Genomic DNA, 25,932 nt, shown 5'->3' on the forward strand with positions numbered 1-25,932 from the left:
GGCGTGGACCTCTCTATCGGGGCGGGATGGGCAGCCGGCGGATCTCGTCTCCCTGCCGGAAGACGGCGCCGTCGCGCTCGATCCCGTCCAGTCGCCAGCCACCCTCCGACTCTCCGGCGTGCAGCAGGCGGACATCGGCCAGCCCGGTGCCACCGACAGGCATCACCGACACGAAATGCTCTCCCGCACGCAGTTCCACTCCGATCAGGCGGAATGACGGCTCAACAGGCTTGGGTTGGGCCGCCAAGGGTTGGGATGGCCGCGGTGCGGGCGGCTTGGGCTGGCGCGAGACCGGGCGGGTTTCCAGTCGCGTGACACGGGTTTCCAATGCGTGCAGCGCATCGGTGGCGGCGTGATGGGCCTGCGCCTGCTCGATTGCCGCCAGCCGTTGGTCCAATGCCGCGGTGTCCTGCTCGTAGCGCGCCTGCGGCAAGGCGGCGGGCTGAGTGTGGCGTTGTTCGATCCGATGCGAGAGGCCATCCACTCGGGTTTCGAGCAGGGACACCTGCGCGGTGGGCGCGAAGGCTTGGGTCTGTTCCGCCAGCCCGGACAAGGCCATGTGATCCACCAGCACCACAGCGCTGACGAGCAACAACCAGGTTGCGGCCGCGACCCGCAGCAGCGTCGTGCGCTGGCCCGTCGCTGAGTCCCGGATGGTCATGGCGAAACCTCCCGGATCAGCGGAGGGGTCTCCTGCGAACGGTTGCTTTCCGGTGGCTTGGGCTCGTGCGGCGTACGAGCCTCCCTGAGGCTGCGGATGAAGCACACCTTCCGCTCACCGTCATCGACCTGCAGATCCCAGGCGGGGCCGGCCAGGGTCAAGAGCGCATCGCGCAGCAGGACCGGGCCGAGCCGGTAGTGAGCCGCCGGCAGCGGCAAGGCCAGCAGGTCGGCGGACTGCTCGTCGCACAGCCGGTAGCCGGAGCGCAGGACCAGGTGCCGGAGCGCATCCCCGACGGTGGCGCCCAGCGTGCCGGGGATATCCACATCCACCACCTGCAGCAACAGGTCGTGCTGGGCCGCCGTCGGCGCGAGTTCGACCAGGGTATAGCGGCCATACCGCGTCACCGGCACGACCTCCGCCACGGCTTCGGACGCGATGTCGATGGCTTCGGATGCGGGCGTCGGTGGCACGGCGTTCGTCGTCGCGCAGCCGCTGGCCATGGCGGCCAGGAGCAAGCCGGGCAAACGGATCAGGTGGCTGCGTCCGGCGATACGGAAGGGCTGGCGGGATGGGCGCATGGATCGGTGTCCTGAAACAACGAGCCATCACCATCGCCACGCCAGCCCTTTGTCACAGCAAACAAAGCGAATCCGTCGGCTCCCGATTTGCCGAAAGCAATGCCGGCAACCACGCGGTTGCCAGGATGCATGTCGGGATCATGCCGCGGCGAATGGTCGTGCCGGGGCGATCTCGCCGCCTAACGCCGCGTCCGATCGTTGATCACGATATAGAAGACAGCCGGCTCGCCGCCTTCATTGCGGAACTCATGCACGCAATCCGAAGGAAAGAACAACGTATCTCCTGCGCTGCAACACGGTGTTCAAGCGCTTTAGAGACTGGCTCAAGGCCGACGTATTTCAACGCCTGTTCGATGCAGTGAGCGAGCAGCCAGACATGGAATATGCGATGGTGGATGCCACGATTGTGAAAGTGCACCGGCACGGCCAGGGGGCAAAAGGGGGACTTCGGGCCAAGCCATAGGCCATTCGCGCGCAGGCATGAGCACGAAGATCCTGGCGCTGACGGATGCGTTGGGCAATCTGGTGAAGTTCGTCTTGATGCCAGGGCAGCGCCATGACACCAAAGGGGTCAAAGAGCTGATCGCTGATGTGCGCTTTGAAGCCTTGCTCGCCGACAAGGCCTTCGATGTGAACTGGCTGATCCAGGAGTTGGACAAGCGCGGGGCGCAGGTGGTGATCTCACAGATGCCGCGAAGGAGAGCGCCACTGGAGATTGACCGGGAGATCTACAAATGGCGTCACTTGATCGAGAACTTCTTTGGCAAGCTCAAGGAGTTCAAGCGCATCGCCATGCGTAGCGACAAGACGGATACCAGCTTCGCAGCGATGATCTATCTCGCGGCTGGGGTTATCAACTCTCGGTGATTCTCAACAGCCCCTAGTCAAACGTATCCTCGAGCAGGAGCGGCTCGTGGCAGCCGAGCGCGACCCCCAAGGCTGCATCCTGATGAATATGCACAAGGCCAAGGGAAAGGAGTTCGATGGGGTCGTTCTCGTGGAAGGCGCTTTCAAGTCGAGCTTCTTCGATGAGAGGAATGAGCAGCCGCCGTTTGAACGTAGCCGCCGGCTGCTGCGGGTCGGCCTGACGCGGGCTAGGACGCTAGTGACGATCGTGCGACCGCAGAATGCCCGGCCGCTGGTCGATTGAGCGGATCGGTGGCCAGTCTGACGAACAAGGCGACCGATGACGCGACCGTCCTCGTCATCAAGCTGAACGGGAACAGCCGTGGGGATCCTGCTTGGCTGGTCAGGATTGCGGCGCACCACTATCAGATGCAGAGGGCTTCGCACCCAACGTCACCGCCTCAATGCGATACGGCAGAATGCCCACGCGCCGCGCTTCGATCTTGAAGGTCACCCGTTCGTTCTCGTCGGCGTCCTCCCATTCGTCGCGCACGGTGCGGCCCTCGACCAGCACCCGCATACCTTTCTGGTACAGCGTCTTCCAGTGCTCGGCGTCGCGGTGCCACAGCTCCACGGGCGCCCAGAAGCCGCCGCGATCTTCGTACTCGCCGTCCTTCTTCGGGATCGGGTTGTCGAAGTAGACGTTCAGGCGAAGCAGCCGGCGCGGCTCGTCGTTGCCGTTCGGAAATTCGCGGTAGTCCGGCGCAGAACCGATGTTGCCCTCGCCGACGAAGTGCGTGCTCATGGTGACTCCTTGGTGGTGGGTGGAACGGACGCGGTATGCCCGTGGACGCGCCGCAGGTAAGCCGCTTCGGCCTGCGCGGCCTTGTTGGCGCATTCCAGGGCTTGGCGAGCGATGCTGTGGGTCAGGCTGATCTGCATGTTCAGCACGATGCGCTGCAGTTCGATCGCGTACAGCTCGTCGATCAGCGAGGCCGGCGTCGCGGGGTTGGCCAGCAGGGCCTCCCACAACGCCACGCCCATGGAGGAACGGTCGAGGTTGCGCCAGCGCAGGAAGGTCGTCCCTGCACCAGTGGCCTGCTGGGCCAGTTGCACGTCGAGCAGGCTGAAGGGGTAGGCGCGCGCCTGGGGCAGCACGCGCCGCTGCGCCAGGCCAATCACGTCGTCGCGCAGCGCTGCGCACTGGTTGGCCCAGGTCTCCAGACTCCCCTTACCCTTAAAAGGCTGTAAAAGGCCTTTTAGGTAGCCTGCGTGTTCCAGCCGCTGGAAGTCCGCCTGTTCCAGCGCCACGAAGCGCGTGGAGTGGCTGATAGGGGGCGATGCTGTCATGCGCCAGCACCCTCATCGCCCGCAGCACCATCGGCTGCGCCACCCGTGGGAGCGTGCGCATCGGGCACGATGGCAGGCGCAGCAGGCGGCGTGCTGGGCTTGGTTGTCCGCCGCGCGATCGGTGGCGCAAAGCGCGAACGGCGCGTGCCTTCGAGCACATCCAGCGGCAGCTCGCCGAATTTCTCCAACGCCGCCCGCGCCGCCGCGTTCTTCGCCGCGAAGTCGTCGCGCGTCGTGCCCGAGTAGCGGTACTGCTGGGCCAGCGAGAACAGGCTGCGCAGCGCGTGCGCACCATCATTGAGCCAGCGCTCCAAGGTGCTGCGGTCGATCAGCGCCGTGTGGTGCGCCAGGATGAGTTTGCGTGCCAGGTCGTCGTAGTCGGCCAGCAGATACACCGCCATGAAGCCGAGCTGGGCGTTCACGAACAGCGGCAGCTTCACCGGCTGCACGTTCATGTTCTCGCCCAGCGACAGCGCCGCTGGCACGTCGGCCAAGGCCTGATCCACCTGTTCGCGCAGGGTCTGCAGACGGGTCTTGGTGTCGGCGAGCTTGTCCTCGATCCGCAACATCCACCAGTCCGAGTACGGGTCGTCCTGCTCGGCGCCGCGCTTCATTTTGTTCATGGCGCCGATGAAGCCGTTGAGACCGATTATGCCTGGGCGCCCCTCGGTCGGCGCGCGGCCGTGCCAGATGCGCGAAGCGTGGTGCGTGTGCAGCGTCAGCGACATCGCGCTGCGCAGCGATCCGAGATTCAGTTGCAGGGGTTCTGTGCGTTCGTTGGCCATGGGAGCGACTCGCGGTGAAGGGGCGAGTCGCCAGCATCGGCATCGGCCGGAAGGCCGTCAGTCAACAAACCGCAGCCCATGCGCGCCCGGTTTGTTCCGCACGGAAGGCTGTGTGTGCCGGCTATCCCCTGGGGATAGGTCTTGAGCCACCAATGCTTGATGTCGGGGCTTGAACCATGACAATGACCGGGGGCGCATCGCACCTGGGGTTGCTGCGCAGAAGAACGAGGGGAAAACATGCAGGATGGGAAAGCCGTTCAGTTGCTGTTGAACGAGGAAGAGCACGGGCACGGCCACGTGGTCGAGAAGCTGCTGAAGCGGGCGGAACGCCTGGAATGCCTGGTGGCCTTCGCGAAGACCTCGGCCCTCGGCGACTTGTTGAAGCCCTTGCGCAAGGCGCTGGAAAGCGGATTGAAGGCCAGGTTTGCGATAGGTCTGGACTTCTACCTGACCGAACCCGAAGCACTCCGACAGCTCTTTGCGCTCGCCGAGAAGCACGCGCTCGTCCTGTACCTCAGCAACGCCAGCGACACCTTCCACCCGAAGATCTACGCCTTCCAGAATGGCAAGCAATGCTCGGTGATCGTCGGCTCGGCCAACCTCACCCACGGAGGCTTCTACGGAAACTACGAGGCATCGGCCCTCATCGACGACGCGAGCGGCGCGCTGATGGCATCTGTCACGCGACACCTCGATGCGCTGGTCGCGGACAGGATTCTCGTGCCAGCGACCAAGCCACGGATTGATGCCTACGAGCGGGAATACACCATCCACGACACTTGCCGGAAGGTGGCCAAGAAGCGTGCGCAGAAGGCGAGCCGAACCGAGGGGCCGGACTTCACGATCCTGGCCGACCTCCTGGAGCTGATGAAAAGCGACGATTCAGCGCATGGATTCACTGCGCAGAAGAACGGCCGCAAAGGGAACCTGCGCCAGGCAAGGCGCAGGCTGGCAGAGCTGGCGGCCCTGAGCAGCAATGTCAGGCGGGACTTTCCGAGTAAGTACGACGCGCTGATCGGCCTGTTCCATTCCGGCGGGCTGCACCGCGGCAAGAGCCGGATCGCCAACCACCCAGGGCAGTTCATGGCCGCAGTGGCGGACATCCTTGACCGGCGCAACCTCTCGCCTGCCGAAGCGTTTACCGTTCTACATCGACATTTCGGCGCCATCACCGGAGCAGGCATCAACCTGCTGACTGAGATTCTGCACGCGCTGGACAACAAGCGGTTCGCCGTGATGAACCAGAACGCGGTGTCGGGACTGGCGCTCGCCGGTATCCGGGACTACCCACTGCATCCAACCAAGCAGAACGTCAGTGCGGAAAGCTACGCAAGGTACTGCGGGCATGCCGATACGGTCAGACGATCGTTGGGCCTGGACGACTTCACGGAGCTGGATGCACTGTTCAACTACGCCTATTGGCGGGAAACGGAAGAAGACGAAGCCGCGACCTGACCGGATCACCCCACGGAAGGCGACCTGTTCCGTCTATCCCCTGGGGATAGCTCAGGGATCGCGCAAGGCTGAACGCAGCCGTGCGAGGTAGGCGCGCGCCACCTCGGGGTCGGCTGGGCGGGAGGCCGAAGGCGACGACGATGACGCGGGCCCCGCAGCTCGCGGCGCGAGCGGCGCTGCTGCGTCGGTGCCCGCCCACGCCTTGAACTCTCCGCGGATCGCTTTCTGGATGATGCCGAACAGGTAGCCGGCCGGGTTGCGCACCGCGCTGTTGTGGCAGCGTGCCGCCCACTCGTCGAGAACGGCCTGCCGCTGCGCTTCGTCCACCTGCTGCAGCGCCACCAGCGCGCCGGCCTGCTGTTCGTCCTTCAAGCGCAGGAAACGCTCCGGCAGCCGCAGGTTCTGCAAGGCCCTCGCGCGCGGTACTGTACGTACTTCATTTATACGATCATTACGTACTGTACGGTCCTCCTTCGGAATCCGAAGAGAGCCGTCCGGCGCGGGTTTCGGCCCTGCTTCGGATTCCGAAGACGGGCGTGCGCCATTCCGAAGCAGGGCTTCCTGGCCTTCTTCGGATTCGTGGTCCGCACCCTCCTGTGGATAACCTGGCGTCGTCCAGCCATGCCGTGCCATGCGCTGCGCGAGCACCTGCAGGCGGGTCGGCAGCGTGCGCCCGCTGAGCAGCGGGTCTTCGGCGATCTCCCGCAGCGTGTTCATGCCCACGACCTGCACCGCCTTCGCCGCGTGCGTGAGCGCTTGGCTCACCAGGCCCAGATAGTCGGGGTCGAGCTGCATCGCCTCGAAGGGCGACAGCGGTTCGTCGTGCAGCACGTAGAGGTTCCCCTGGATGCGGCCGGTCTTGGGATCGCGCCGCCGCCGCACCAGGCTGAGCCAGCGCGTCAGCCGCAGCAGCGTCAAGGCGCGCGCCACGGTCTCGTGCGAGGCTTGCGCCGCACAGGGCATGGACGCCAGATATGGGCGGAGCTGGTCGTAGGTGGGAAAGGCGGTCACGCCGTCGTCGTTGAGCTGCAGGCGGAACACCTGCCAGGCGTTGCGTTCCAGCGGGGTCAGGCGCCGGTCGAGGAACAGTCGGCGCGGCACGCTCTCATGGCGGTTGCCGCTGTAGAGAAAGCCGTCCTGGCTCGGCGCCGTGCCCTGCGCCGGTTCCTTCGGCTCAAGGTGCCGCAGCGCCTCGTCGAACAACGCCGACAGCGCAACCGGGCCTTCGCGCCGTGGTGCGCCACCCGTGGTCATGGCCTACACCAGCCCCTGGTCGATCCAGTTGCGTATCGCCGCCCACACCACCGACATCGGCAGGCTCAGCGCCTCGGCCAGATCCATGGTCAGCGCCAGCATCGCCATGTCGTCGGACAGGGCGATATGGCGCTCGGTGACGCCGGCCTTCCAGCGCTCCCACAAGGCCACGTCCTGCGCCTCGTCGAGCACCGGATGCCGGCCCTTGCGCTTGGGCAGCCCAAGGATGTCGCGGCGCAGCGCCACTTCCTGATGCGTGAGGCCGTAGAACTTGCTGACCATCTCCGTGCTCGCTCCCAGGCGCAGCATGCGGTCCACCGTGGCGATCTCCCGCTCCACGTCGTGCATCTGGCTCAGCAGCCGCTTCAACACATCCCGGTTCACCGACACCGAACACCACGATACCGTGGCATTCACCAGCATGCTCACGAGTTCGGGGTGCTTCAGCGCATCCAGCTCTTCCTCGCCGAAGCCCATGGCCTTGCAGCGGCGCAACTGGCCGTTGCGCAAGTCATGCAGGGCCTGAGCGATCACGGCTTGGTTGAGTGGGTGCGGTGCCGACATGCGGAAGCCTCCTGCGCTCAGGAATCCTGGCTCGCTACGCCGGCTTCCAGATCCAGCAGCCGGCGCGCCAGGCGCAGCAGACGGAACAGCTTCACCAGCGCAGCATCGCTCAGGCGTGTAGCCGAGCCGCCATGGCCATGCAGCAGCGCAGCCAGCTCGTCGGCCAGCCGCGCGCGGTCCACTCCGTTCGCGGAGGGCGGCGCCGCACTCAGCACATGCAGCAGGGTCAGCACCGCCCGCGCGAACGCCGGCAGCGCCTTCGCCTGGCCCACAACCGGCGCCGCGCAGACGAAGCCGATGCCGCCGACGCTGGCCTCGATGTGGTCGGCGACCGCCGCTTCCTCGCCGATTTCGCGCGCGAACTGCGCGATGTGCACACGCAGGCGATCCGGCACGTCCAAGCTCGGCTCGATGTACCAGACGTCCGAGATGGGATAGAGCCCGCCCGCCTGCACGGGGATCGCACGCAGCGCATCGGCCTCGAAGTCGGGCAGCTTGTCGCCGAGCTGGTCGGCGACCATCCGCTGGATGGACTGCAGGCGCTCGGTGGTCGGTGCCGGTGTCACGATGTGCCCTTGCAGGCGCTCGTCGCGTTGTCCGTGCTGGTCCTGCGGCGCTTCGGGCGATGCAGGCGGTGGCGCTGCTGACGCCGCAGGCGAGACCGGCGTGGTGTCGCGCGGACCGGACGACACGGGTGGCTGCTGAGGCGCGGAGACCGGTGCGGAAGGAGCAGCAGGCACGACAGGCGCCGGTTCGCTGGTCAGCGCACGCTGGCGGCTTTCGCTGTCGTCGATCTCCAGCGCCAGCGTGTCGTAGTCCGCCTCCAGCAGCTCGGCCATCTGGCCCACCAGTTCGTCCTGCACCCGCTGTGGCGAGAAGTCGTCCGGTTGTGTGTCGAACTGCGTCAGCACGTCCTGAAACAAGGTGGCGAAGTCCACGGCCACGGTGCGGCCCAGCGCACGCCGCTCCCAGGTGCGCTCGCACGCCTTGCGCAGCACCGCGAGCCGGTCCACCTGATGCCGGCCCAGTCCGCCGTACAACAGCGTCGGGATCGCCGGCAGCAGGTAGCGCACCGCATCGTTCATGCGGCTGATGTGCGACTGCGGCACCGGATAACCGTCGGCAGTCAGCCGCCGCGCGAGTTCGCTCTGCGACAGTGCCTGGCCGCTTTCCTGCTCGTAGAACTCGCGCGCCTTCTCGATGCCCAACGCCCGCTCGATGAAGGTCAGCCCGCCACGCAGCTCGTTCTCGGCCAGATGCCCGGTCAGCGCCACGATTTCGCCGCGCGCCGGCCACGGGCGGAACAGGCACGCGATGCGGAAGAAGCGTTCTTCCTTGATTTCGCTCCACAATTCGCGCAGGATCGCCAGCCGCGTATTGCCACCGTTCCTGATGATGTAGTGCGCCTCGCCCGGCCGGCGGGTGATCGCGGGCGGTGCGTCCAGCCCGCGCTCGCGGATCGAGGCCTTGATTTCCTCGTAGGCCGGGTTGCGCGTCACGCGTGGGTCATGTTCATAGGGACGCAACTCGTCCAGCGTCACCACCATCGGCGTATCGGCGATGGGGTCGGTCAGGGCAGCGGCCGAAGGACCGCTGCGTTCGAAGCCGGTGGCCAGCAGCTTGGCGGCCATGTCCTGCGGCGTCGACTCAGCCATCGCTGCTCTCCCGAGATGCCACCGGTGCCTGTCGATCGGCGCGGCGAAGCTGCGCGCGAGCGTTGCGGCTGGCGCGGTGATCGCTCGCGGTCGAACTGGTGTAGATCGCGGCGCAGCCGGGCTTGGTGAACATCAGGTGCCCGCCGCGCGTGCGTTTCACGTGCCAACCTTCGCCCAGCGCGAACTCGATCAGCGCGCGCAGCCGCGCATGGCCGCGGGCCAGTTCATGCGCGTTCGCCATGACTGGCTCCCCCTGCGCGGCCTCTGCCGGTAACGCACGCGAAGCGCTCCCGCCATGCCGGGAACAGCTCGCCAGCTAGCGCACGCATCGTCTCCAACGCCGCAGGCGCAGTACGGCCCACTGGTTGCCGGTACTCGACGCGATGCACTGGCAGCCCCCGTGTTGCGGCACGTGGGTAGGCTTCGATGGCCGGGACGTCGGTGTTCAGGACCTGTATGCCAGCGTGCGCCTGGAACACCTGGCGCAGGGCCTGCTGGATCAGTCGGGCGTTCGACGAAACCGGATGCACACGGTTGATGAGCAAGCGCAGCGGTGGCGGCTCGATGCCGAGGTGCCGATACGGAGCTATGTCCTCGATCAGTTGCAGCGTGCCGCGCCTCAGCTCACGCGCCGCCAGGATTTCCGGTGTCACCGGCGACAGCGCCAGGCTGGAGGCCAGTACCGCCATCTCCAGCAGCACACTGCGCGCTCCCTGGGTATCGATCAGCAGCAGGTCGTAGTGCGGCGCCAGCGCGGGGAGCAGGTGACGCAGGCGCAGCCGGCCGTCGGGTGCGTGCAGCAGCAGTGTGTTCAGTTCGCCGCGGTGGTCGTTCGAGACCACCAGGTCGAGACCCGCCACAGCGGTCTGCGAAGCCAATTGCTCGATACGCTGCTCGTTGAAGGCCAGCATCTCGTAGATACCGGCAGGCGCATGCGTGCCGAGCGTGAAGTAGCTCGACAAGGTGGGCTGTACGTCCAGGTCCAGCAGCAGCACGCGCAGCCCTGCATCGGCGATGAAGCCGCCCAGGTTCGCCGCGGTGGTCGTCTTGCCGACGCCACCCTTGGTCGAAATGATGGATACCACCTGCATGGCGCGACTCCTCGTGGAAGGGATTCCGGGGGGCGCGCGGGCTCACGCCCGCTCCCTGAGTCGATCGGTGATCCACTGATCGATCTCCACCGAATCCCAGCCGATGGCGCGTACCCCGAGGCGCAGGGGCTTGGGAAACTTGCCCTCCTTGATCAGGTTGTAGATGTGGGCGCGCTTGAAGCCGGTCTTGGCCTCGACTTCCGCGCGGCGCAGGATGCGGTGTTCGTTCGGCGTCGCGGTGGCGATGGTCTGGGCAGTCACGAGGGACACTCCTTGGCGCTGTGTAGCGGCGGTGATGGACGTGCCCCGTATTCAATAGCGCGGTTCCCGCGCAGTCACCGCAAGTGCAGACACGCCGTCTGCACTTGCAGTCAGCGGTCCTGGGTGGCGAGATGACGCTTGGCTGCCGAAAACTTCGCCCACAGCGTTCGCTCGCTGATCCCGGATTTGTCGCCGTAATGGGCAACCAACGCACTGATGACCGATTCCAGCGTCTCGAAGGACGAATAGGGAACGCCATTGGGCGACTTGCCCAGCAGCAGGGTCAGAAGACCGCCAACGATGTTCAGGTAGGTGGACTCACTGCGGGCGCCCGGCACCCCGGAACGCTTCTCGCGCTCCGTGCGCGCCTGGTGCTCCTGGCTGAGCGTCTGGAACTGGGCATAGAGCGCATCCCAGGCTTGCACCCTGTCGGCAAGCTGGAGCTTCAATGCCTCGCGATCCATGACCAGTGCCTGCACAGCATCGACACTGACGGCCGGATGCAGGTGACGCTCGAAGGCATCGAACAGGAAGGCCGGTCGCTGGTCGGGATAGAAGCGGATCATCCAGGCCTTCAGATCGACATGTCGGATCGTGAGGCCGGGGTCATCGAGCAAGGCGGGGTCGTTGCTCGTGATGCCATCCTTGCCGTAGGGAAGGTCGAGATGCAACAGTGCGTCGTAGATCCGTTCCGCGTTCAGGCGAAGCTGTGGCCAGCGCGCCAGCGCAGCGTGCTCCGGCAGCCGGTTCATCCCTTCGGCAATATCAAGGATACGGCGCTCGAAGCGTGACAGTCCCGCCCACTGGATGGCCGCCTCGATCGGACGATAGAAGACCTTGGCTTGGGCGCCGGAAGAAGATGACTTTCTCATGGGCTACTCCCTGGTGAACGGGTTCAGGACATCGGCTTTTCTCGTGGTCTGGTCGACGCCATCCACACCTTCGCGGCGCGGAGCGGTGGCGACTTGGCTTGTGGAAAGGTTGTAGTGACGGCGAATGGCTGCAATGCTCACCCCAGCAACCAGTCGATGTGGCACCTTGTCCACCAACACCGAGCCTCTGCGTGGCGGTATGCTTCAAGATGTTTCTCGCCCGAGGCGGGGAGGCTTGGTGGTGAGGTTTTGCTACAGATGCCATCGCGGCGAAAGACGCATTCGGTCTACGTGCTTTCAAGTCTGGGCATCACCCGCATGTCAGACGCCGAGGGTCTTTCAGCAGACGCGGTTCGGGTGGCACCAGGCGTGGCGACGCCGTCTCGACGGGCAACGATGAGGCTTCGAGCCAGACGGCACGGGTCTTCGTTCAGATCAAGAAAGAATGACAGGCGAATGCCATCGATTTACCGACAAGTTTCAGAACATCAACAGTTCTATTGCGGGCAACCGAAATGACAGAAAAGCCGATCACGGTCTTCCAGCATCTTCACCTCAGGGGCAAGACAGCAACCGCAATGCGCAGTGGCATCCTCGCGCAGGTGGGTGGCTCTTGGCGTCACGACGCTGAGCGGGAAGAAGACCTCAAGCAACACATGGGCGACGACGATGTGATCGTGCTTGTACGATCTGCATTCGACGACGTCGATGAATCGGCTCTGGTGCTGTGGCAAGAGCCTGATGGCTACAAGGTTTCCAATATTGTGCCGCGAAACGTCGGTGAGCTTGGTATTGACAAGTACAACGCGATTCTTCGCGACTTCGTCGCCCAAGTCGCGGAACCGGCGTCCCGGGCCGGCGGTTTCGGCGTCGAACTGACCTCTCCCAACCAGACTCTTGATGATTGGCTGGATGCCGAACCGGCAGCAGCCCTGCGGCGCTTTTCGCGGCTCGCCAATAAGTCCACAGGTGCGGCCCATCCCATGGACAAGGAGCGCTGGTACGCGTTCCTGATTGCCGCGCACCGTGCATCGAAACGACTGGATAGTGACCAATTGGCACGGTGGCTTGTCGAGGTGGAGGCCTGGTCCGCAGGGCGGGCGCAGGACTTGGCCATCGACTATGAATTCGCACTCGGACTGCTTGAACAGTATGACCAGTCGCATACATGAGCCTGAATACTCCAGTCATTGACGACTTGGTTGCTTTAAACGCGCCAGTGTTGTGCGTGGATACATGCACCGTCCTTGACGTCATCCGTGACATCACGCGCGAAACAGCGGTAGCACACGATGCCAGCGCCGGGCTTGCCTTGCTTGCGGCAGCCGAGGCCGGCTCCGATCTGATTGTTCTGATGGCAGAACAGGTGACCATCGAGCTTGCTGCTCATGTCGCTGGCGTCGAGGTAGAGGCTCGAAACGCTTTGGCAAGGTTCCGGGCACAAGCTCAACGTATCCATGAAGTGGCCTTGGCCTACGGTGCCCAGGGAATGTTGCCGCTGGACCACCTTGAGGGACACGTCGCGCGGGCCAGGACAGTGCTGAACAGGTGGCGGGACGTTGCCAGCGTGGTGCCGCACAACGATGGGGTCGCCAGCCGTGCGTTCAAGCGAGTCAACGAACCTCGTGCTCCCGCCCGACTGGGTAAAGAATCAATGAAGGATTGCGTGATCGTCGAAGCCTATATCGAGGCGGCTGGCCAGCTTCGCTCCGCAGGGCTGGTGGCGCCGATCGTGTTCGCCTCGTCGAATACGAAGGAGTATTTCGCGCCGAACACCCGACGTCTTCAAGATGAAATCGCTGCCGATCTAGAGGACGTTGGTGTGGAGTACGCCCCAAACTTCGGCGCAGCGAAGCACAGTCTCGGCCTATAGGCGCATCTGGACATGAGCCTGGTGGCTGTGCATGGACGTTGCTGGGCGATGGCAGACGATCCCGGGTTGCCGGGCAGGTGGGGCTGGTACATAATCTGGCCTAATTCCGTAGCGCCAACGGAAGAAACTCGTTATCAATCAACGGGTTGAGTGCGGCGTGATGTTCCCATCGCCCGCTCCATTGCAACAATTCATGTTGCGTCATATCCAGCCAAAACCACCGGAAAATCAACAGGTTAGGCTGATTTAAGCCGTCACAAGCAGTCATAGGCAATCTTTACAGCGCACGGACTGCGGGGGAACAATCTGGGGGAACGAGGCAAATTCATTGCCTTTGCTCTGAATCTGTTCCCCCATGCTGACAGAAATCGCTTGTAAATCAACCACTTGCCCTCCTGATAAGCCGCGCGCCCGCTTTGCCGATGCTGGTGGCCTGTACCTGGAAGTCACCCCAACGGTTCCAAGCGCTGGTTTTGGAAGTACCGTTCCGTCGGCAAGGAAAAGCGCCTTGCGCTTGGCAACTATCCCGAAGTCACGCTGAAGCAGGCCCGCTTCGCACGCGATGACGCCCGCAAGCTGCTTTCCACAGGCGCAGACCCTGTGCAGCAACGCAAGGTGGCCAAGGCGACAGCCCGCGTCAGTAGCGCAAACACCTATGAAGCGATTGCCCGCGAGCTGCACGGCCTGAAGGAACGTGAGTGGAGCGCCGCCTATGCTGGCAAGTGGCTGCGCATGTCCGAAGCGAACCTGTTCCCCTACATCGGCCCCCTGCCCCTGGACAGCATCACGCCCCCGCTGATCTTGGACACCCTGCGCCGCGTGGAGAAGCAGGGAAAACGGGAAACCGCCCATTCGCTGCGCCAGTACGCGGGCCAGACATTCCGCTACGCCATCGCCACGGGCCGCGCCACCGCAGACCCTACCGCCCCTCTCAAAGACGCTCTGCAAGCCGTGCTGGTGCGCCACATGGCCGCAGTGCTGACGCCAAAACAGGCGGGCCAGCTACTGCGCGACATGGAGATTTACAACGGCAGTCCTGTCACCCGTGAAGCCCTCCTGCTTTCCGCCCTGACATTCCAGCGCCCCGGCGAAATCAGGCAAATGGAATGGGCCGAGCTGGACTTCGACAATGCCCTGTGGACGATCCCCGCCGTCAAGATGAAGCGCACCAAGCAAGCCAAGATGAGCGGACGCCCGCACTATGTGCCGCTGTCCCCGCAAGCCGTGAAAAGTCTTCAGCGCCTGAAACCACTCACTGGCCATCACAAGTATGTCTTCCCTTCCCTGCTGGGTGAAGGCCGGCGCATGAGCGAAAACACGGTAAACACCGCGCTCCGCAGAATGGGCTATGACAACGAAACGATGACCGCCCACGGCTTCCGTGCAATGGCGCGCACGCTGATCGTGGAGAACCTGAACGTGGCGCCCGATGTGATCGAGGCGCAATTGGCCCACGGCAAAAGCGGCCCCCTGGGCATGGCCTACGACCGCGCGGAGTTCATGACCCAACGCCGAAAGATGATGAACGAGTGGGCGGACTATCTCGACAAGCTGCGCCAGGGCGCGGACGTAGTTCCCCTGCGGGCCTGAGATACCGGCAAGCCCTGCGCCGGACTATGCAGGGCAAAAAGGCGGCGACCGGGAAGCCTGAGAACAACCTGGCCGCCTGACCATCATCAAAAGGATCTTTGAAAATGGCTACTGGGACTGTAAATCACATTGACCGCGAAATGGCTGTATCGGAAGCAGTGGCCTTGGGTGACTTGGTGGATTGGGTAACCAAAGCCAAGGACTTGATTGATGAAATCCTCATGTGCGCGCAGCCAGCAGCGTCTGCGCCGGCGTCTTCACCGGCACGAAGCGCATGTGCGGGCGGGTTGCCCATCGGCCGAACCGTTCTTGCGTCCCTTGCCGGCCATGCGGTAGGGCGTGACGAAGTGGCCTGCGATCAGCCGCGCATCCAGCCCATAGCCGCGCAGCTTGCGTGCCCAGTGATGCGCACCGCCGCAGGCCTCCAGGGCCACCAGGCAGCCGGGAGGCAGCTGCGCGCACCAGGCCGCAAACTTGTCAGCGGCCAGCGCCTTGGCAACCACCACGCGCGCATCCACCGCATGCACCTAGATAACCCGCTTAGCCAGATCCACCCCGACTCGCGCAATCTCGTTCATGGACTTCCCCTTCACATGGCTACAGATTGACGACTTGGGGAGCACCATCGCGGCGGCAGCCAACATTTGTTTCCTCGCTGCTTACGATTGATTCACATCGATCGGCCAGCAGATCGCTGGATGTTGGCTCTTGACTTTCTGCATGTTAGGTGCAACATCCAGCAAAGTCTTGCAAGAACTTCCTCGAGCGAGGCCGCGTGACGACGGAACTAGTGGGGGTGGTATGACAGCGCGCCAGCAGGCGATCTTCACACTCGACGAGTTGGCTGCCTACTTGAAAGTCGGCAAGCGGACGCTTTACCGGCTCGCCTCGCACGGGGAGATTCCGGCCTTCAAGGTCGGCGGGACGTGGCGGTTTCGTCAAAGTGAAATCGATCGATGGATCAATGATCAGATCCAAGCAGGCAGAAAGAAGGAGGTAGATGAACAGCCGAAGTCAGCGAAACATCCCGTGTCGTCTGGGCGCGCTGTCCGTCGCCGCGGGCAAACGGATTGAGTGAGTCTTCAATTGATTTCTGGAGGTATGACATGGATATTGATTTCAAGAAATTGGCTCCCTGGAACTGGTTCAAAAAGGAGCAGGAAGAACAACAGAGCACCGCCTCACTGCCGGTGCAGCGCAATGACCTGCCGGCGGCAGGCGGGCCGGTCAGCCCCATCCTGCAATTGCATCGCGAAATCGATCGCCTGTTCGATGATGCGTTCCGGGGCTTCGGTTTCCCGGCGCTGGCCTTGCCGCGCTGGCCGGCGGACTGGCCGGGCATGCTGAAGCCGGCGCTGGACATCCAGGAAACAGACAAGCAGTACAAGATTTCTTTGGAGGTTCCCGGCGTCGAGGAAAAGGACATTCAGATCACGCTCGATAACGATGTGTTGCTGGTGCGCGGTGAAAAGCGCCAGGAGCAGGAAACCAAAGACGGTGGTTTCCACCGGGTGGAGCGCTCCTACGGCAGCTTTCAGCGCGCTCTGAACCTGCCGGCCGATGCCAACCAGGACACGATCAAGGCCGCTTTCAAGAACGGCGTGCTCACGATCACGATGGAAAAGCGCGAGGCCAGTGCGCCCAAGCAGGGCCGCTCGATCCCGATCAACGGCTGACGCTGGTCGGCTCGCTTTTCTCAAAACCACAAAAGGATGAGGCGCCGTGATCGGCGGCGTCTCATCAAATCAATTTTTACAGGAGCATGAGCATGGCCAGAAAACAATGCCAGGTCTGCGGCCAGCCCGCCACGGTGCGGGTGGAAGCCAATCTCAATGGTCGTCACAGCACCATGCTGTTGTGTGACGATCACTATCGCCAACTGGTGCGCCAGCAAAAGCGCACCGTCTCGCCGCTGGAAGCCTTGTTTGGCTCGCGCAGCGGCTTGTTCGAAGACTTCCTCGGCAGCGACTTCTTCCGCATCGGTGACGATTCGCCGTCCATGGCGGCCGATACCGACGAGGTGGTCGATGCCTCGTTCGGCGAACCCGCCCCGGCTGCTACGGGTACAACGCGCCGGCGCGGCAGTGGGCTCGCCAGCCGTATCAGCGAACAGTCGGAAGCCCTGCTGCAGGAGGCCGCCAAACACGCTGCCGAATTTGGCCGCTCCGAGGTGGATACCGAACATCTGCTGCTGGCGCTATCCGACAGCGACGTGGTCAAGACCATCCTGGGGCAGTTCAAGATCAAGGTCGATGACCTCAAGCGGCAGATCGAATCCGAAGCCAAGCGTGGCGACAAGCCGTTCGAGGGCGAGATCGGCGTGTCGCCACGTGTCAAGGATGCGCTCAGCCGTGCCTTCGTGGCCTCCAACGAGTTGAGTCATTCCTATGTGGGGCCAGAGCACTTTCTGATCGGCCTGGCCGAAGAAGGCGAAGGCTTGGCAGCCAACCTGCTGCGCCGCTACGGGCTCACGCCGCAGGCGCTGCGCCAGCAGGTGAGCAAGGTGGTCGGCAAGGGGGCCGAGGACGGCCGTGCCGAGACGCCGACCAACACGCCGGAACTCGACAAGTATTCGCGCGACCTCACCAAGATGGCGCGCGAGGGCAAGCTCGATCCGGTCATCGGCCGCGCGCAGGAGATCGAGACGACCATCGAGGTGCTGGCCCGGCGCAAGAAGAACAACCCGGTGCTGATCGGCGAGCCCGGCGTCGGCAAGACCGCCATCGTCGAAGGGCTGGCGCAGCGCATGGTCGCCGGCGAAGTGCCCGAGACGCTGCGCGACAAGCGCCTGGTGGAACTCAACATCAATGCCATGGTGGCCGGCGCCAAGTACCGCGGCGAGTTCGAGGAGCGCGTGCAGAAGGTGCTCAAGGAAGTGACCGAGCACCAGGGTGAGCTGATTCTCTTCATCGACGAGGTGCACACCATCGTCGGTGCCGGCCAGGGTGGCGGCGAAGGCGGGCTGGACGTGGCCAACGTGTTCAAGCCGATGATGGCGCGCGGCGAACTGAACCTGATCGGCGCCACCACGCTCAACGAGTATCAGAAGTACATCGAGAAGGATGCCGCGCTGGAGCGTCGCTTCCAGCCGGTGATGGTGCCCGAGCCGACGGTAGCGCAGACCATGATGATCCTGCGCGGCCTGCGCGACACCTTCGAGGCGCACCACAAGGTCAGCATCACCGAGGATGCGATCATCGCCGCCGCCGAGTTGTCCGACCGTTACATCACCGCGCGCTTTTTGCCCGACAAGGCCATCGACCTGCTCGACCAGGCTGCCGCACGCGTGAAGCTGTCGGCCACGGCCCGCCCGGTGGCGGTGCAAGAGCTGGAGTCCGAACTGCACCAGCTGCGGCGTGAGCAGGACTATATGGCCTCGCGCAAGCAGTACGACAAGGCCGCCGAGCTGGGCAAGCACATCGAGGCCAAGGAGACTGAACTCAAGAAGCTTGTCGAGGAATGGGAACGCGAGCGCGCCTCGGGCAGCGCCGAAGTCAAGGCCGAGCATGTCGCGCAGATCGTCTCGCGCCTGACCGGCATTCCGGTCAACGAGCTGACGGTGGAAGAACGCGAGAAGCTGCTGCATCTGGAGCAGCGGCTGCACGAGCGCCTGGTGGGCCAGGACGAAGCGGTGCGCGCGGTGGCCGATGCCGTGCGGTTGTCGCGCGCGGGCCTGCGCGAAGGCAGCAAGCCGGTGGCGACTTTTCTGTTCCTCGGGCCGACCGGCGTGGGCAAGACCGAGCTCGCCAAGGCGCTGGCCGAGTCCATCTATGGCGATGAAGGTGCGCTGCTGCGCATCGACATGTCCGAGTACGGGGAACGCCATACCGTGGCACGCCTGGTGGGCGCGCCTCCGGGTTATGTGGGCTATGACGAGGGCGGCCAGCTCACCGAGAAGGTGCGTCGCAAGCCCTACAGCGTGTTGCTGCTGGACGAGATCGAGAAGGCTCACCCCGACGTCTACAACATCCTGCTGCAGGTGTTCGACGACGGGCGGCTCACCGACGGCAAGGGCCGGGTGGTGGATTTCACCAATACCATCATCATCGCCACCTCGAACTTGGGCTCGGACATCATCCAGCGTCGGCTGAAGGCCCGCAGCGCCGCCGGCGAGGAATACGAGAAGACCAAGGCCGAGGTGATGGACGTGCTGCGCGGACACTTCCGCCCCGAGTTCCTCAACCGCATCGACGAAATCATCGTCTTCCACGCGCTGGGCAAGGAAGAGATCCGCCATATCGTCGGCCTGCAGCTCGATCGTGTGGCCCGCAACGCCGCCAGCCAAGGCGTGACGCTGACCTTCGATCAGACCTTGATCGATCACTTCGCGGAGGAAGGCTACAAGCCCGAGTTCGGCGCGCGTGAGCTCAAGCGGCTGATCCGCAGCGAGCTGGAGACGGCACTGGCGCGCGAGATGCTGGGTGGCGGTATCGGCAAGGCCGATCACGCCAGCGCCCGCTGGGACGACAAGGCCGAACGGGTGGTCTTCGAGCGCCAGGAGCCACCCGCGAAGCCGGCCGAGCCTGAGAAGCCCGATGCCGCGAAAGCGGCCGAGACGCCGCCTAGCGACGAGAGCAAGCCTGCGCGCAAGAAGAAGTCAGCGGGCGGCGAATCTTGAGCGATGGGAGGCTGTCGTGTCCGACCCCAACGGGCTGACATGGGCAGCCACCCTCGTGTCGCTGGCGGTCGCTATCCCCACAGCGGGGCACGCGGTCATCTACAAGCGTGACCCTCGATCGGCCACGCTGTGGGTACTGCTGATCGCCTTGTTGCCGCTGGGCGGTTCGCTGCTTTATGGGCTGTTCGGCATCAACCGTTACCAGCGGCGGGCGCGGCGGCTCTTCACGGGGGCAGATCCTGCTGTTCGGCAGGACCTCTCGCCCACGATGCCCGAGGCTGTATCGCCGCCGCTTGCCGGTCTGGCCCACCTGGTGGGACGCGCCACCGGCCAGTCGCTGACCGGCGGCAACCGCATCGAGCCGCTTGTCGATGGCGAGCAGGCCTACCCGGCCATGCTCGCCGCCATCGAATCGGCGCGGTACAGCGTCGCCTTGGCCTCGTACATCTTCGACAGCCAAGGCATCGGGGCGCAGTTCGTCGATGCGCTGCGCCGGGCTCATGAGCGCGGCGTCCAAGTGCGGGTGCTGATCGACGACGTGTATGCCCGCTGGACGCCCCGCAGCGCCTACCGCGCCTTGCAGCGCGCCGGCGTTCCGGCGGCGACGTTCAACCCGACGTTGATTCCCGCGCGCCTGCATGCCGCGCATCTGCGCAATCACCGCAAGCTGCTGGTGATCGATGGCAAGACGGGTTTCACCGGCGGCATGAACATCTTCAGCCCGTATTGGCGGCCCGATGCGCCGGGCCGGGCCTGTCACGATTTGCACTTTCGTCTGCGCGGGCCGCTGATTGCGCATCTGATGCGGTGCTTCACCGATGATTGGTGCGATACCACGGGCGAGCGGCTCAACGAGGGTTTCTGGGGCGAACCGCCCGCGACGGCTGATGAGCAAGGAACCTCTTGGGCGCGCGGCATCGAGGCCGGTCCCGATGAGGCCCTGGACCGGATGCGCTGGACCTTCATGGGCGCTTTGAGCGCCGCGAAGCATTCGGTGCGCATCTGGACACCTTACTTCGTCCCCGATCAGCCGATGATCGCGGCGCTAAGCACGGCCGCGTTGCGCGGCGTGCGTGTCGACGTGCTGACGCCTGCGAACGGTGACCATCCCTCGGTGCAATGGGCTGCGCGCGCCCACTACTGGCAGGTGCTGGAGCACGGTGTACGCATCTTCGAACGGCCTGGCCCGTTCGACCACAGCAAGCTGATGTTGATAGACGGCCAGTGGTGCTGCCTGGGTTCGGCCAATTGGGATGCGCGCAGCCTGCGCCTCAACTTCGAGTTCAATGTGGAGGTGTACGACACCGCGCTGTCTACGCGGCTGGAATCCCTTTTTGATGCCGCCCGTGATGCATCGAACGAGATATCGGCCATGGAGTCGCGCGCCCGCCCGCTGGCCATCCGCTTGCGCGACGGGGTGGCCCGTCTGTTCACCCCCATTCTCTAGCGGCACGACTTGCGAGGAACATTGCCCATGGAAAAGAAAGATCAATGGAACATTGGCTACTGGATCGTCGCCGGCCTGTTGCTGCTGACGCTGCAGAACTACTGGCAGGCGGCCAAGACCGTCGAGCCCGTGCCCTACAGCGAATTCGAGAAGGCGCTGGCCGAGGGGCGCGTCGCCGAAGTGCTGGTGTCGGACCGCACGGTCACCGGGCGCATGAAATCGCCGGACAGCCGGGGCAAGACCACCATCGTGGCCACTCGCGTCGAACCCGACCTGGCCGAGCGGCTGTCCAAGTACGACGTGCCTTACGCGCGGGTGGTGGAAAGCACCTGGCTACGTGATGTGCTCTCCTGGATTCTGCCGGCGGTGGCCTTCTTCGGCGTCTGGTTCTTCCTGTTCCGCCGCTTCGCCGAGAAGCAGGGCATGGGTGGCTTCCTGAGCATCGGCAAGAGCCGTGCCAAGGTATTCATGGAGAAGAACACTGGCGTGACCTTTGCCGATGTCGCTGGCGTCGATGAAGCCAAGGCGGAGTTGGTTGAGATCGTCGATTTCCTCAAGAATCCGCAGGAGTATGGACGGCTCGGGGCGCGCATTCCCAAGGGCGTGTTGCTGGTCGGCCCACCGGGCACCGGCAAGACATTGCTGGCCAAGGCTGTTGCCGGCGAGGCGGCGGTGCCCTTCTTCTCCATCTCCGGATCAGAGTTTGTCGAGATGTTCGTCGGCGTGGGTGCGGCCCGTGTGCGCGACCTGTTCGAGCAGGCCCGCGGGCAGGCGCCGGCCATCATCTTCATCGACGAACTCGATGCACTGGGCCGCGCACGCGGTGTCGGAGGACCGATCGGTGGACACGACGAGCGTGAGCAGACGCTGAACCAGTTGCTCACCGAAATGGATGGCTTCGACAGCTCGGTCGGGCTGATCATCCTTGCAGCCACCAACCGGCCGGAGATCCTCGATCAGGCCTTGCTTCGCGCCGGTCGCTTCGACCGTCAGGTGCTGGTGGACCGTCCCGACAAGAAGGGACGGCTGGACATCCTGAAGGTGCACGTCAAGAAGGTTACCCTGGCCAGTGATGTCGATCTCGAACAAGTCGCGGCGTTGACGACCGGCTTTTCTGGTGCCGACCTAGCCAACCTGGTTAACGAAGCGGCGCTGGCTGCCACCCGGCGCAAAGCCCGTGCGGTCGAGCTGCGGGACTTCACTGCAGCGATCGAGCGCATCGTCGCCGGCTTGGAGAAGCGCAACCGTGTCCTCAACCCGAAGGAGCGCGAGACGGTGGCCTATCACGAGATGGGCCATGCCTTGGTGGCGCTGGCGCTACCAGGCACAGACCCGGTACACAAGATATCGATCATTCCGCGCGGCATCGGCGCACTGGGCTACACGCTGCAACGCCCCACCGAGGACCGGTTCCTGATGACGCGCGCCGATCTGGAGCACAAGATCGCCGTACTGTTGGGCGGGCGCGCCGCAGAGAAGTTGGTGTTTGGCGAACTGTCGACCGGTGCCGCAGACGATCTGGCGCGAGCCACCGACATCGCGCGCGACATGATCACCCGCTTTGGCATGGACGAGGGGCTCGGCTACATCGCGTTTGAGGCGCAGCGGCCGCGTTTTCTCGACGTCCCCGAGCTGGCCCACGGCGGCTGCCGGGTGGCCGAATCGACCCAGGCGCGCATCGATCAGGCCATCCGCGACATCGTGATGGGCGTGTTCGAGCGCGCCTACCGGATCCTCGACACCAACCGCGCGGTGCTGGAGCGTTGTGCGCGCGAACTGCTGGCGCGGGAAACACTCGACGAGAACGACATCCTTCAATTGACCCAAGGACTTGTTCTTGATGGAAACGAAAAGTAGTAGGCGCTATTCAGAGTGAGCCGGCGGCTCTGTTCGGTGCGTCATCCAATTCGCCGGCATTGTTCAAGGAGAACCGATATGTCTGCATTGACTCCGTGGGACCCCTTCCGGAACTGGATGAATTGCAAAACCGCCTGGCGACGATGTTGGGACGGACACCCCAGCGACAGGGCGCCCGTACCGGCAACGAAGCCATGACCACGGCGGACTGGGCACCAATGGTGGACATCAGCGAGGATGAGAACGCATTCCTCCTCAAGCTGGATCTGCCGGAGGTCCCCAAGGATGCCGTGCGCGTCAGCGCGGAAAACGGCGTGCTCACCATCAGCGGCGAGAGCAAACTGGAAAAAGAGGAGCAGGGCAAGAAGTTCCACCGCATCGAACGTGCGTATGGCCGCTTTGTGCGCAGCTTTGTCTTGCCTGACAAAGTTGATCCGACCAAAGTGACGGCTTCGCGCGCTGGAAGTGCGGCTTGTCAAGGCCGAGCAAGCCAAACCGAAACAGATTGAAATCTCAGTCAACTAACTTTAATTAGGAGCCCAAGATCATGAATATCAAACAGCCCCAATCAACCTTCTCCGCACTAGCCCTGGCGGTCGTCGTCGGACTGAGCGGACCGGCTCAGGCCCAATCGGCGGCAGGTTCTAGCCCAGGTGCTGCAGCACCCTCTGCCGCATCCAAGGCGGCGCAGCCACAGGTAGATGACAAGGCCGCCCGGGAAGCCGAAAAAAAGCGTGCTGAGCTCACTCAGGACGCCATCACGGCGCTCACCAAGACCCAGGAGGCTTTGACACTCCTTGATGCAAAGAAGACCAAGGAGGCGCTCGCTGCGCTGGAACTGGCCAGCGGAAAGCTGGAACTGGTATTGGCACGCGACGCCAAACTTGCTTTGGCGCCGGTCGATGTACGCGTCATCACCCACGATATCCACGCCAACGTGGAATCGGTGAAGAAGGCGGTCAAGTTGTCTCGGGAGTTGTTGGGTGATGGCGAGCTGCAAAAGGCCCGGCCCATCGTCGCCAATCTGGCCAGCGAAATCGTGATCGAAACCGACAACCTGCCGATGGCAACGTACCCGGCAGCGATCAAGTCGGCCGCACGGCTCATCGACAGCGGCAAGATCGACGACGCCAAGGCGGAACTCGCCCGAGCACTGAACACGCTGGTGGTGACCTCGGTCGCCTTTCCTCTGCCCGTGCTACGGGCTGAAGCCGCGATGGCAAAAGCTGAAAAGCTGGCCGAGACCGACAAGCGCGATGCCAAGCAGAACGAGGAGCTCAGCACCTTGCTGTCGTCCGTGCGCACGGAGATCGAGATGGCGCAGGTCCTGGGTTATGGCAAGAAGGCGGATTTCAAACCCATCTTCGATCAGGTGAAGTCCATTGAGCAAAAGTCGGCTGGTGGCAAAAGCGGCAAGGGATGGTTCGACGAGTTGAAGACGCGCCTCCAAAAGCTGTTTTGAGGTGATGAAGGGGCCGACTGTTCGGTCGGTCAGTCTCGCGATGTTCGCAGTCAGCCCCAATAGATTCGCCTATTTTCACTAACTCATACGAGGCATATCACCATGAATGAGCAAACATCGAATCCCAATGCGACGAACAAAGAAATAAACGAACAGGCCGCGGTAAGCAGCCTTCCTGTCAGTCCAGAGGCCAAGCCTGAAGTCGTCACGGAGGTACAGCCTGAGGTTCAGAAGGAAACGGACTCGCAGGCGGCAGACAAACGTAAACAAGTCCTCGATGAGGCCGTCTCGGCCTTGTCGCTGACCAAATCAGCGCTGGCCGCACTTGACGGCAAGGACGCTGCACGCGCATTGGCAACGCTGGCCGAAGTGACGGGAAAGCTGGAGCTGATCGTTGCGCGCGAACCCACGCTCGCCCTGGCCCCCGTTGATGTGCGCACCATCGTGCACGACTTGTTCGCCAACACGGAAACCATTGAGGCGATGACCGACGAGGCGCTGGATGCCCTCAAACATGGCGAGGTGCAACAGGCACGTCACGTGCTGGCTTTGCTGGCCAGTGAAATCGTGATCGCGGTCACCAACATCCCTCTGGCCTCCTATCCCGCAGCCGTGAAGTCAGTCGTGCCGCTGATCGATCAGGGCAAGATCGAAGAAGCCAAAGCCGCGCTGCAGGCAGCGCTCAGCACGCTGGTCGAGACGCGCAGCGTGCATCCGCTGCCCGCCCTGCGCGCCAGGCTGCTCCTGCAGCGCGCCGAGACCTTGGTAGAAGATGGTCAGCGGAGCGAAGCGTCCAATGAGCGCCTGGAGACATTATTGAACGAAGCGCGGCAGCAGTTGGAAATGGCAGAACTGCTGGGCTATGGAAAGAAGAAGGACTTTGAGCCCCTGTATGCTGAACTCAAGAAAGTCAAGCAAAAGACGGCTGGGGGAGGCGGCGGAAAAGGCTGGCTCGATGAAATCAAGGCAAAGCTGTCCAAGTTGTTCTGAAACCGCTGGATAGGGCGTAAGAGGGGCGCGTCGCGCCCCTCTCTTGGCTCAGGAATGTTTGCTTTTTCACCCCATTAGATCTTTAGGAGATATAGCATGAATATAGACACCATCACCGATTCCAGTGCGGATGAGCCCACCAAAACACTGTGTTCATTGACCGAAAATTGGTGGATTTTTGCGTTGCGCGGCGTCTTGGCATTGATTTTCGCAGCCCTTGCGTTCTGGATGCCACAATCGGCTCTGTTGGCCATGACCTTAGTGTTCGGCGCATTTTCCTTGGTCAATGGCGCTTTCAACTTGGTTGCAGCGGTGCGCCATATCCAGAAAAAAGAGCGCTGGGGCTGGCTGCTGTTCAGCGGCATTGTCGGCATACTTACCGGCGTCGTCGTCCTGGTTGCTCCTTGGGTCGCCACGATGGTCATGGCTTCTTTTTTATGGGCTAGCGTGGGGTTCTGGGCGATTTTCACCGGTGTGCTGGAGATATCCGCCGCCGTTCGGCTGCGTCAAGAAATCAAGGGTGAAATCTGGCTTGCCTTAAGTGGACTGCTCTCGATTGTCCTTGGCGCTATCGTCTTGTGGATATTTTTTTCCCGTCCGGTCGAGTCATTCCTGGCCGCAGGCTGGCTGTTGGGCTTCTATGCGGCAGTCTATGGTGTCACGCTTTTGCTCTTGAGTTGGCGTCTTCGCAAAACGCGCCAGGGATAAGAGCGGGTCAAA

At 63.4% G+C, this 25,932-nt stretch carries 27 protein-coding genes and 3 pseudogenes; 17 read left to right on the top strand and 13 right to left on the bottom strand.

Annotated features, from left to right (window positions below; genetic code table 11):
- Nucleotides 1–13: 13 nt before the first annotated feature.
- Complete coding sequence (locus PCQ86_RS11800; protein WP_027350514.1) at nucleotides 14–661, bottom strand: hypothetical protein; 648 nt, start codon at nucleotides 659–661, stop codon at nucleotides 14–16.
- Nucleotides 658–1,242 (bottom strand): PFGI-1 class ICE element type IV pilus protein PilL2, encoded by a 585-nt coding sequence (gene pilL2 / locus PCQ86_RS11805; protein ID WP_009618186.1) that lies wholly within the window; start codon nucleotides 1,240–1,242, stop codon nucleotides 658–660. The genes PCQ86_RS11800 and pilL2 overlap by 4 nt, the downstream gene beginning before the upstream one ends.
- On the opposite strand from pilL2, the gene PCQ86_RS11810 reads away from it, so the two are divergent.
- Genes PCQ86_RS11810 through PCQ86_RS11820 form a run of 3 tightly spaced genes read left to right on the top strand, consistent with a single transcriptional unit; the run spans nucleotide 1,233 to nucleotide 2,392 of the window.
- Nucleotides 1,233–1,604 (top strand): hypothetical protein, encoded by a 372-nt coding sequence (locus PCQ86_RS11810; RefSeq protein WP_270173813.1) that lies wholly within the window; start codon nucleotides 1,233–1,235, stop codon nucleotides 1,602–1,604. The genes pilL2 and PCQ86_RS11810 overlap by 10 nt on opposite strands.
- Before the next feature lie 19 nt (nucleotides 1,605–1,623).
- The gene (locus PCQ86_RS11815; RefSeq protein WP_270175444.1) at nucleotides 1,624–2,109 is read left to right on the top strand and encodes an IS5 family transposase; all 486 of its coding nucleotides are present in this window, start codon (nucleotides 1,624–1,626) and stop codon (nucleotides 2,107–2,109) included.
- Nucleotides 2,110–2,134: 25 nt separating this feature from the next.
- Complete coding sequence (locus PCQ86_RS11820; RefSeq protein WP_270175445.1) at nucleotides 2,135–2,392, top strand: ATP-binding domain-containing protein; 258 nt, start codon at nucleotides 2,135–2,137, stop codon at nucleotides 2,390–2,392.
- 99 nt (nucleotides 2,393–2,491) lie between these two features.
- On the opposite strand, the gene PCQ86_RS11825 is transcribed toward PCQ86_RS11820, so the two are convergent.
- From PCQ86_RS11825 to PCQ86_RS11835, 3 genes are read right to left on the bottom strand one after another with little or no spacing between them, the layout of a single operon-like run.
- Nucleotides 2,492–2,893 carry a single-stranded DNA-binding protein gene (locus tag PCQ86_RS11825; RefSeq protein WP_032963659.1) on the bottom strand — a complete coding sequence of 134 codons (402 nt, stop codon included), beginning with the start codon at nucleotides 2,891–2,893 and terminating at the stop codon, nucleotides 2,492–2,494.
- Entirely contained in the window at nucleotides 2,890–3,438 is a 549-nt protein-coding gene (locus PCQ86_RS11830; RefSeq protein ID WP_034365971.1) for a DUF3158 family protein, read from the bottom strand. The genes PCQ86_RS11825 and PCQ86_RS11830 overlap by 4 nt, the downstream gene beginning before the upstream one ends.
- Nucleotides 3,435–4,223 carry a PFL_4669 family integrating conjugative element protein gene (locus PCQ86_RS11835; RefSeq protein ID WP_032963671.1) on the bottom strand — a complete coding sequence of 263 codons (789 nt, stop codon included), beginning with the start codon at nucleotides 4,221–4,223 and terminating at the stop codon, nucleotides 3,435–3,437. The genes PCQ86_RS11830 and PCQ86_RS11835 overlap by 4 nt, the downstream gene beginning before the upstream one ends.
- A 237-nt stretch (nucleotides 4,224–4,460) precedes the next feature.
- Here PCQ86_RS11835 and PCQ86_RS11840 point away from each other — a divergent pair, with 237 nt between their 5' ends.
- A complete protein-coding gene (locus PCQ86_RS11840) occupies nucleotides 4,461–5,678 on the top strand; it encodes a phospholipase D family protein (protein WP_238954996.1) in 1,218 nt (405 codons plus the stop codon).
- 51 nt (nucleotides 5,679–5,729) lie between these two features.
- Here PCQ86_RS11840 and PCQ86_RS11845 read toward each other — a convergent pair whose 3' ends face one another.
- The 7 genes from PCQ86_RS11845 to PCQ86_RS11875 all read right to left on the bottom strand — a co-directional run bounded on the left by PCQ86_RS11845 (nucleotide 5,730) and on the right by PCQ86_RS11875 (nucleotide 11,375).
- On the bottom strand, nucleotides 5,730–6,932 hold the full coding sequence (locus tag PCQ86_RS11845; protein ID WP_270173814.1) for an STY4528 family pathogenicity island replication protein: 1,203 nt from the start codon (nucleotides 6,930–6,932) through the stop codon (nucleotides 5,730–5,732).
- A gap of 3 nt (nucleotides 6,933–6,935) precedes the next feature.
- Nucleotides 6,936–7,496, bottom strand: coding sequence for a DUF2857 domain-containing protein (locus PCQ86_RS11850; RefSeq protein WP_270173815.1), 561 nt, complete (start codon nucleotides 7,494–7,496; stop codon nucleotides 6,936–6,938).
- Between the two features lie 17 nt (nucleotides 7,497–7,513).
- Complete coding sequence (locus PCQ86_RS11855) at nucleotides 7,514–9,151, bottom strand: ParB family protein (protein ID WP_270173816.1); 1,638 nt, start codon at nucleotides 9,149–9,151, stop codon at nucleotides 7,514–7,516.
- Nucleotides 9,144–9,392: a type II toxin-antitoxin system HicA family toxin gene (locus PCQ86_RS11860; protein WP_142096545.1), complete on the bottom strand. Its 249-nt coding sequence runs from the start codon at nucleotides 9,390–9,392 to the stop codon at nucleotides 9,144–9,146. The genes PCQ86_RS11855 and PCQ86_RS11860 overlap by 8 nt, the downstream gene beginning before the upstream one ends.
- Complete coding sequence (locus PCQ86_RS11865) at nucleotides 9,376–10,242, bottom strand: ParA family protein (protein WP_043223302.1); 867 nt, start codon at nucleotides 10,240–10,242, stop codon at nucleotides 9,376–9,378. Before PCQ86_RS11865 ends, PCQ86_RS11860 begins: the two co-directional genes overlap by 17 nt.
- Nucleotides 10,243–10,284: 42 nt before the next feature.
- Nucleotides 10,285–10,503 carry an AlpA family transcriptional regulator gene (locus PCQ86_RS11870; RefSeq protein WP_009461157.1) on the bottom strand — a complete coding sequence of 73 codons (219 nt, stop codon included), beginning with the start codon at nucleotides 10,501–10,503 and terminating at the stop codon, nucleotides 10,285–10,287.
- A 110-nt stretch (nucleotides 10,504–10,613) separates the two neighbouring features.
- A complete protein-coding gene (locus tag PCQ86_RS11875) occupies nucleotides 10,614–11,375 on the bottom strand; it encodes a hypothetical protein (RefSeq protein ID WP_270173817.1) in 762 nt (253 codons plus the stop codon).
- A 515-nt stretch (nucleotides 11,376–11,890) separates the two neighbouring features.
- Here PCQ86_RS11875 and PCQ86_RS11880 point away from each other — a divergent pair.
- The 4 genes and pseudogenes from PCQ86_RS11880 to PCQ86_RS11890 all read left to right on the top strand — a co-directional run bounded on the left by PCQ86_RS11880 (nucleotide 11,891) and on the right by PCQ86_RS11890 (nucleotide 14,838).
- Nucleotides 11,891–12,547 (top strand): hypothetical protein, encoded by a 657-nt coding sequence (locus tag PCQ86_RS11880; RefSeq protein WP_029578164.1) that lies wholly within the window; start codon nucleotides 11,891–11,893, stop codon nucleotides 12,545–12,547.
- Nucleotides 12,544–13,248 carry a hypothetical protein gene (locus tag PCQ86_RS11885; RefSeq protein ID WP_270173818.1) on the top strand — a complete coding sequence of 235 codons (705 nt, stop codon included), beginning with the start codon at nucleotides 12,544–12,546 and terminating at the stop codon, nucleotides 13,246–13,248. The genes PCQ86_RS11880 and PCQ86_RS11885 overlap by 4 nt, the downstream gene beginning before the upstream one ends.
- A gap of 510 nt (nucleotides 13,249–13,758) precedes the next feature.
- Nucleotides 13,759–13,803, top strand: a pseudogene (locus PCQ86_RS19785) (hypothetical protein); the annotation flags it as partial.
- A gap of 45 nt (nucleotides 13,804–13,848) precedes the next feature.
- Entirely contained in the window at nucleotides 13,849–14,838 is a 990-nt protein-coding gene (locus PCQ86_RS11890; RefSeq protein ID WP_333489908.1) for a tyrosine-type recombinase/integrase, read from the top strand.
- A gap of 243 nt (nucleotides 14,839–15,081) precedes the next feature.
- Here PCQ86_RS11890 and PCQ86_RS11895 read toward each other — a convergent pair.
- Nucleotides 15,082–15,365, bottom strand: a pseudogene (locus tag PCQ86_RS11895) (IS110 family transposase); the annotation flags it as partial.
- A gap of 274 nt (nucleotides 15,366–15,639) precedes the next feature.
- Between PCQ86_RS11895 and PCQ86_RS11900 the strand changes: the two are divergent.
- The 9 genes and pseudogenes from PCQ86_RS11900 to hdeD-GI all read left to right on the top strand — a co-directional run bounded on the left by PCQ86_RS11900 (nucleotide 15,640) and on the right by hdeD-GI (nucleotide 25,920).
- Nucleotides 15,640–15,912, top strand: a complete 273-nt coding sequence (locus PCQ86_RS11900) for a helix-turn-helix domain-containing protein (RefSeq protein ID WP_103738930.1) — start codon at nucleotides 15,640–15,642, stop codon at nucleotides 15,910–15,912.
- A 32-nt stretch (nucleotides 15,913–15,944) separates the two neighbouring features.
- Complete coding sequence (locus PCQ86_RS11905; protein WP_270173819.1) at nucleotides 15,945–16,514, top strand: Hsp20/alpha crystallin family protein; 570 nt, start codon at nucleotides 15,945–15,947, stop codon at nucleotides 16,512–16,514.
- A 92-nt stretch (nucleotides 16,515–16,606) separates the two neighbouring features.
- Nucleotides 16,607–19,456 carry a heat shock survival AAA family ATPase ClpK gene (gene clpK, locus PCQ86_RS11910; RefSeq protein ID WP_270173820.1) on the top strand — a complete coding sequence of 950 codons (2,850 nt, stop codon included), beginning with the start codon at nucleotides 16,607–16,609 and terminating at the stop codon, nucleotides 19,454–19,456.
- A 16-nt stretch (nucleotides 19,457–19,472) separates the two neighbouring features.
- Nucleotides 19,473–20,903, top strand: a complete 1,431-nt coding sequence (gene cls, locus PCQ86_RS11915; RefSeq protein ID WP_270173821.1) for a cardiolipin synthase — start codon at nucleotides 19,473–19,475, stop codon at nucleotides 20,901–20,903.
- Nucleotides 20,904–20,930: 27 nt separating this feature from the next.
- A complete protein-coding gene (gene ftsH / locus PCQ86_RS11920) occupies nucleotides 20,931–22,760 on the top strand; it encodes an ATP-dependent zinc metalloprotease FtsH (protein ID WP_270173822.1) in 1,830 nt (609 codons plus the stop codon).
- A gap of 78 nt (nucleotides 22,761–22,838) precedes the next feature.
- Nucleotides 22,839–23,285, top strand: a pseudogene (locus PCQ86_RS11925) (Hsp20/alpha crystallin family protein).
- Nucleotides 23,286–23,307: 22 nt separating this feature from the next.
- Entirely contained in the window at nucleotides 23,308–24,222 is a 915-nt protein-coding gene (gene yfdX1 / locus PCQ86_RS11930; RefSeq protein ID WP_270173823.1) for a heat resistance protein YfdX1, read from the top strand.
- 102 nt (nucleotides 24,223–24,324) lie between these two features.
- The gene (gene yfdX2 / locus PCQ86_RS11935) at nucleotides 24,325–25,212 is read left to right on the top strand and encodes a heat resistance protein YfdX2 (protein ID WP_270173824.1); all 888 of its coding nucleotides are present in this window, start codon (nucleotides 24,325–24,327) and stop codon (nucleotides 25,210–25,212) included.
- Nucleotides 25,213–25,308: 96 nt separating this feature from the next.
- On the top strand, nucleotides 25,309–25,920 hold the full coding sequence (gene hdeD-GI, locus PCQ86_RS11940) for a heat resistance membrane protein HdeD-GI (RefSeq protein ID WP_270173825.1): 612 nt from the start codon (nucleotides 25,309–25,311) through the stop codon (nucleotides 25,918–25,920).
- Nucleotides 25,921–25,932 lie beyond the last annotated feature (12 nt).

Source organism: Diaphorobacter sp. ED-3, from assembly GCF_027625375.1.
Taxonomy (GTDB): Bacteria; Pseudomonadota; Gammaproteobacteria; order Burkholderiales; family Burkholderiaceae_C; genus Diaphorobacter; species Diaphorobacter nitroreducens.

Bases quoted from the DNA above. Each gene is read 5' to 3' on its own strand.
- PCQ86_RS11800 (WP_027350514.1), bottom strand. From the start codon at position 661: ATGACCATCCGGGACTCAGCGACGGGCCAGCGCACGACGCTGCTGCGG.
- PCQ86_RS11810 (WP_270173813.1), top strand. From the start codon at position 1,233: ATGGGCGCATGGATCGGTGTCCTGAAACAACGAGCCATCACCATCGCC.
- pilL2 (WP_009618186.1), bottom strand. From the start codon at position 1,242: ATGCGCCCATCCCGCCAGCCCTTCCGTATCGCCGGACGCAGCCACCTG.
- PCQ86_RS11825 (WP_032963659.1), bottom strand. From the start codon at position 2,893: ATGAGCACGCACTTCGTCGGCGAGGGCAACATCGGTTCTGCGCCGGAC.
- PCQ86_RS11830 (WP_034365971.1), bottom strand. From the start codon at position 3,438: ATGACAGCATCGCCCCCTATCAGCCACTCCACGCGCTTCGTGGCGCTG.
- PCQ86_RS11835 (WP_032963671.1), bottom strand. From the start codon at position 4,223: ATGGCCAACGAACGCACAGAACCCCTGCAACTGAATCTCGGATCGCTG.
- PCQ86_RS11840 (WP_238954996.1), top strand. From the start codon at position 4,461: ATGCAGGATGGGAAAGCCGTTCAGTTGCTGTTGAACGAGGAAGAGCAC.
- PCQ86_RS11845 (WP_270173814.1), bottom strand. From the start codon at position 6,932: ATGACCACGGGTGGCGCACCACGGCGCGAAGGCCCGGTTGCGCTGTCG.
- PCQ86_RS11850 (WP_270173815.1), bottom strand. From the start codon at position 7,496: ATGTCGGCACCGCACCCACTCAACCAAGCCGTGATCGCTCAGGCCCTG.
- PCQ86_RS11855 (WP_270173816.1), bottom strand. From the start codon at position 9,151: ATGGCTGAGTCGACGCCGCAGGACATGGCCGCCAAGCTGCTGGCCACC.
- PCQ86_RS11860 (WP_142096545.1), bottom strand. From the start codon at position 9,392: ATGGCGAACGCGCATGAACTGGCCCGCGGCCATGCGCGGCTGCGCGCG.
- PCQ86_RS11865 (WP_043223302.1), bottom strand. From the start codon at position 10,242: ATGCAGGTGGTATCCATCATTTCGACCAAGGGTGGCGTCGGCAAGACG.
- PCQ86_RS11875 (WP_270173817.1), bottom strand. From the start codon at position 11,375: ATGAGAAAGTCATCTTCTTCCGGCGCCCAAGCCAAGGTCTTCTATCGT.
- PCQ86_RS11880 (WP_029578164.1), top strand. From the start codon at position 11,891: ATGACAGAAAAGCCGATCACGGTCTTCCAGCATCTTCACCTCAGGGGC.
- PCQ86_RS11885 (WP_270173818.1), top strand. From the start codon at position 12,544: ATGAGCCTGAATACTCCAGTCATTGACGACTTGGTTGCTTTAAACGCG.
- PCQ86_RS11900 (WP_103738930.1), top strand. From the start codon at position 15,640: ATGACAGCGCGCCAGCAGGCGATCTTCACACTCGACGAGTTGGCTGCC.
- PCQ86_RS11905 (WP_270173819.1), top strand. From the start codon at position 15,945: ATGGATATTGATTTCAAGAAATTGGCTCCCTGGAACTGGTTCAAAAAG.
- clpK (WP_270173820.1), top strand. From the start codon at position 16,607: ATGGCCAGAAAACAATGCCAGGTCTGCGGCCAGCCCGCCACGGTGCGG.
- ftsH (WP_270173822.1), top strand. From the start codon at position 20,931: ATGGAAAAGAAAGATCAATGGAACATTGGCTACTGGATCGTCGCCGGC.
- yfdX1 (WP_270173823.1), top strand. From the start codon at position 23,308: ATGAATATCAAACAGCCCCAATCAACCTTCTCCGCACTAGCCCTGGCG.
- yfdX2 (WP_270173824.1), top strand. From the start codon at position 24,325: ATGAATGAGCAAACATCGAATCCCAATGCGACGAACAAAGAAATAAAC.
- hdeD-GI (WP_270173825.1), top strand. From the start codon at position 25,309: ATGAATATAGACACCATCACCGATTCCAGTGCGGATGAGCCCACCAAA.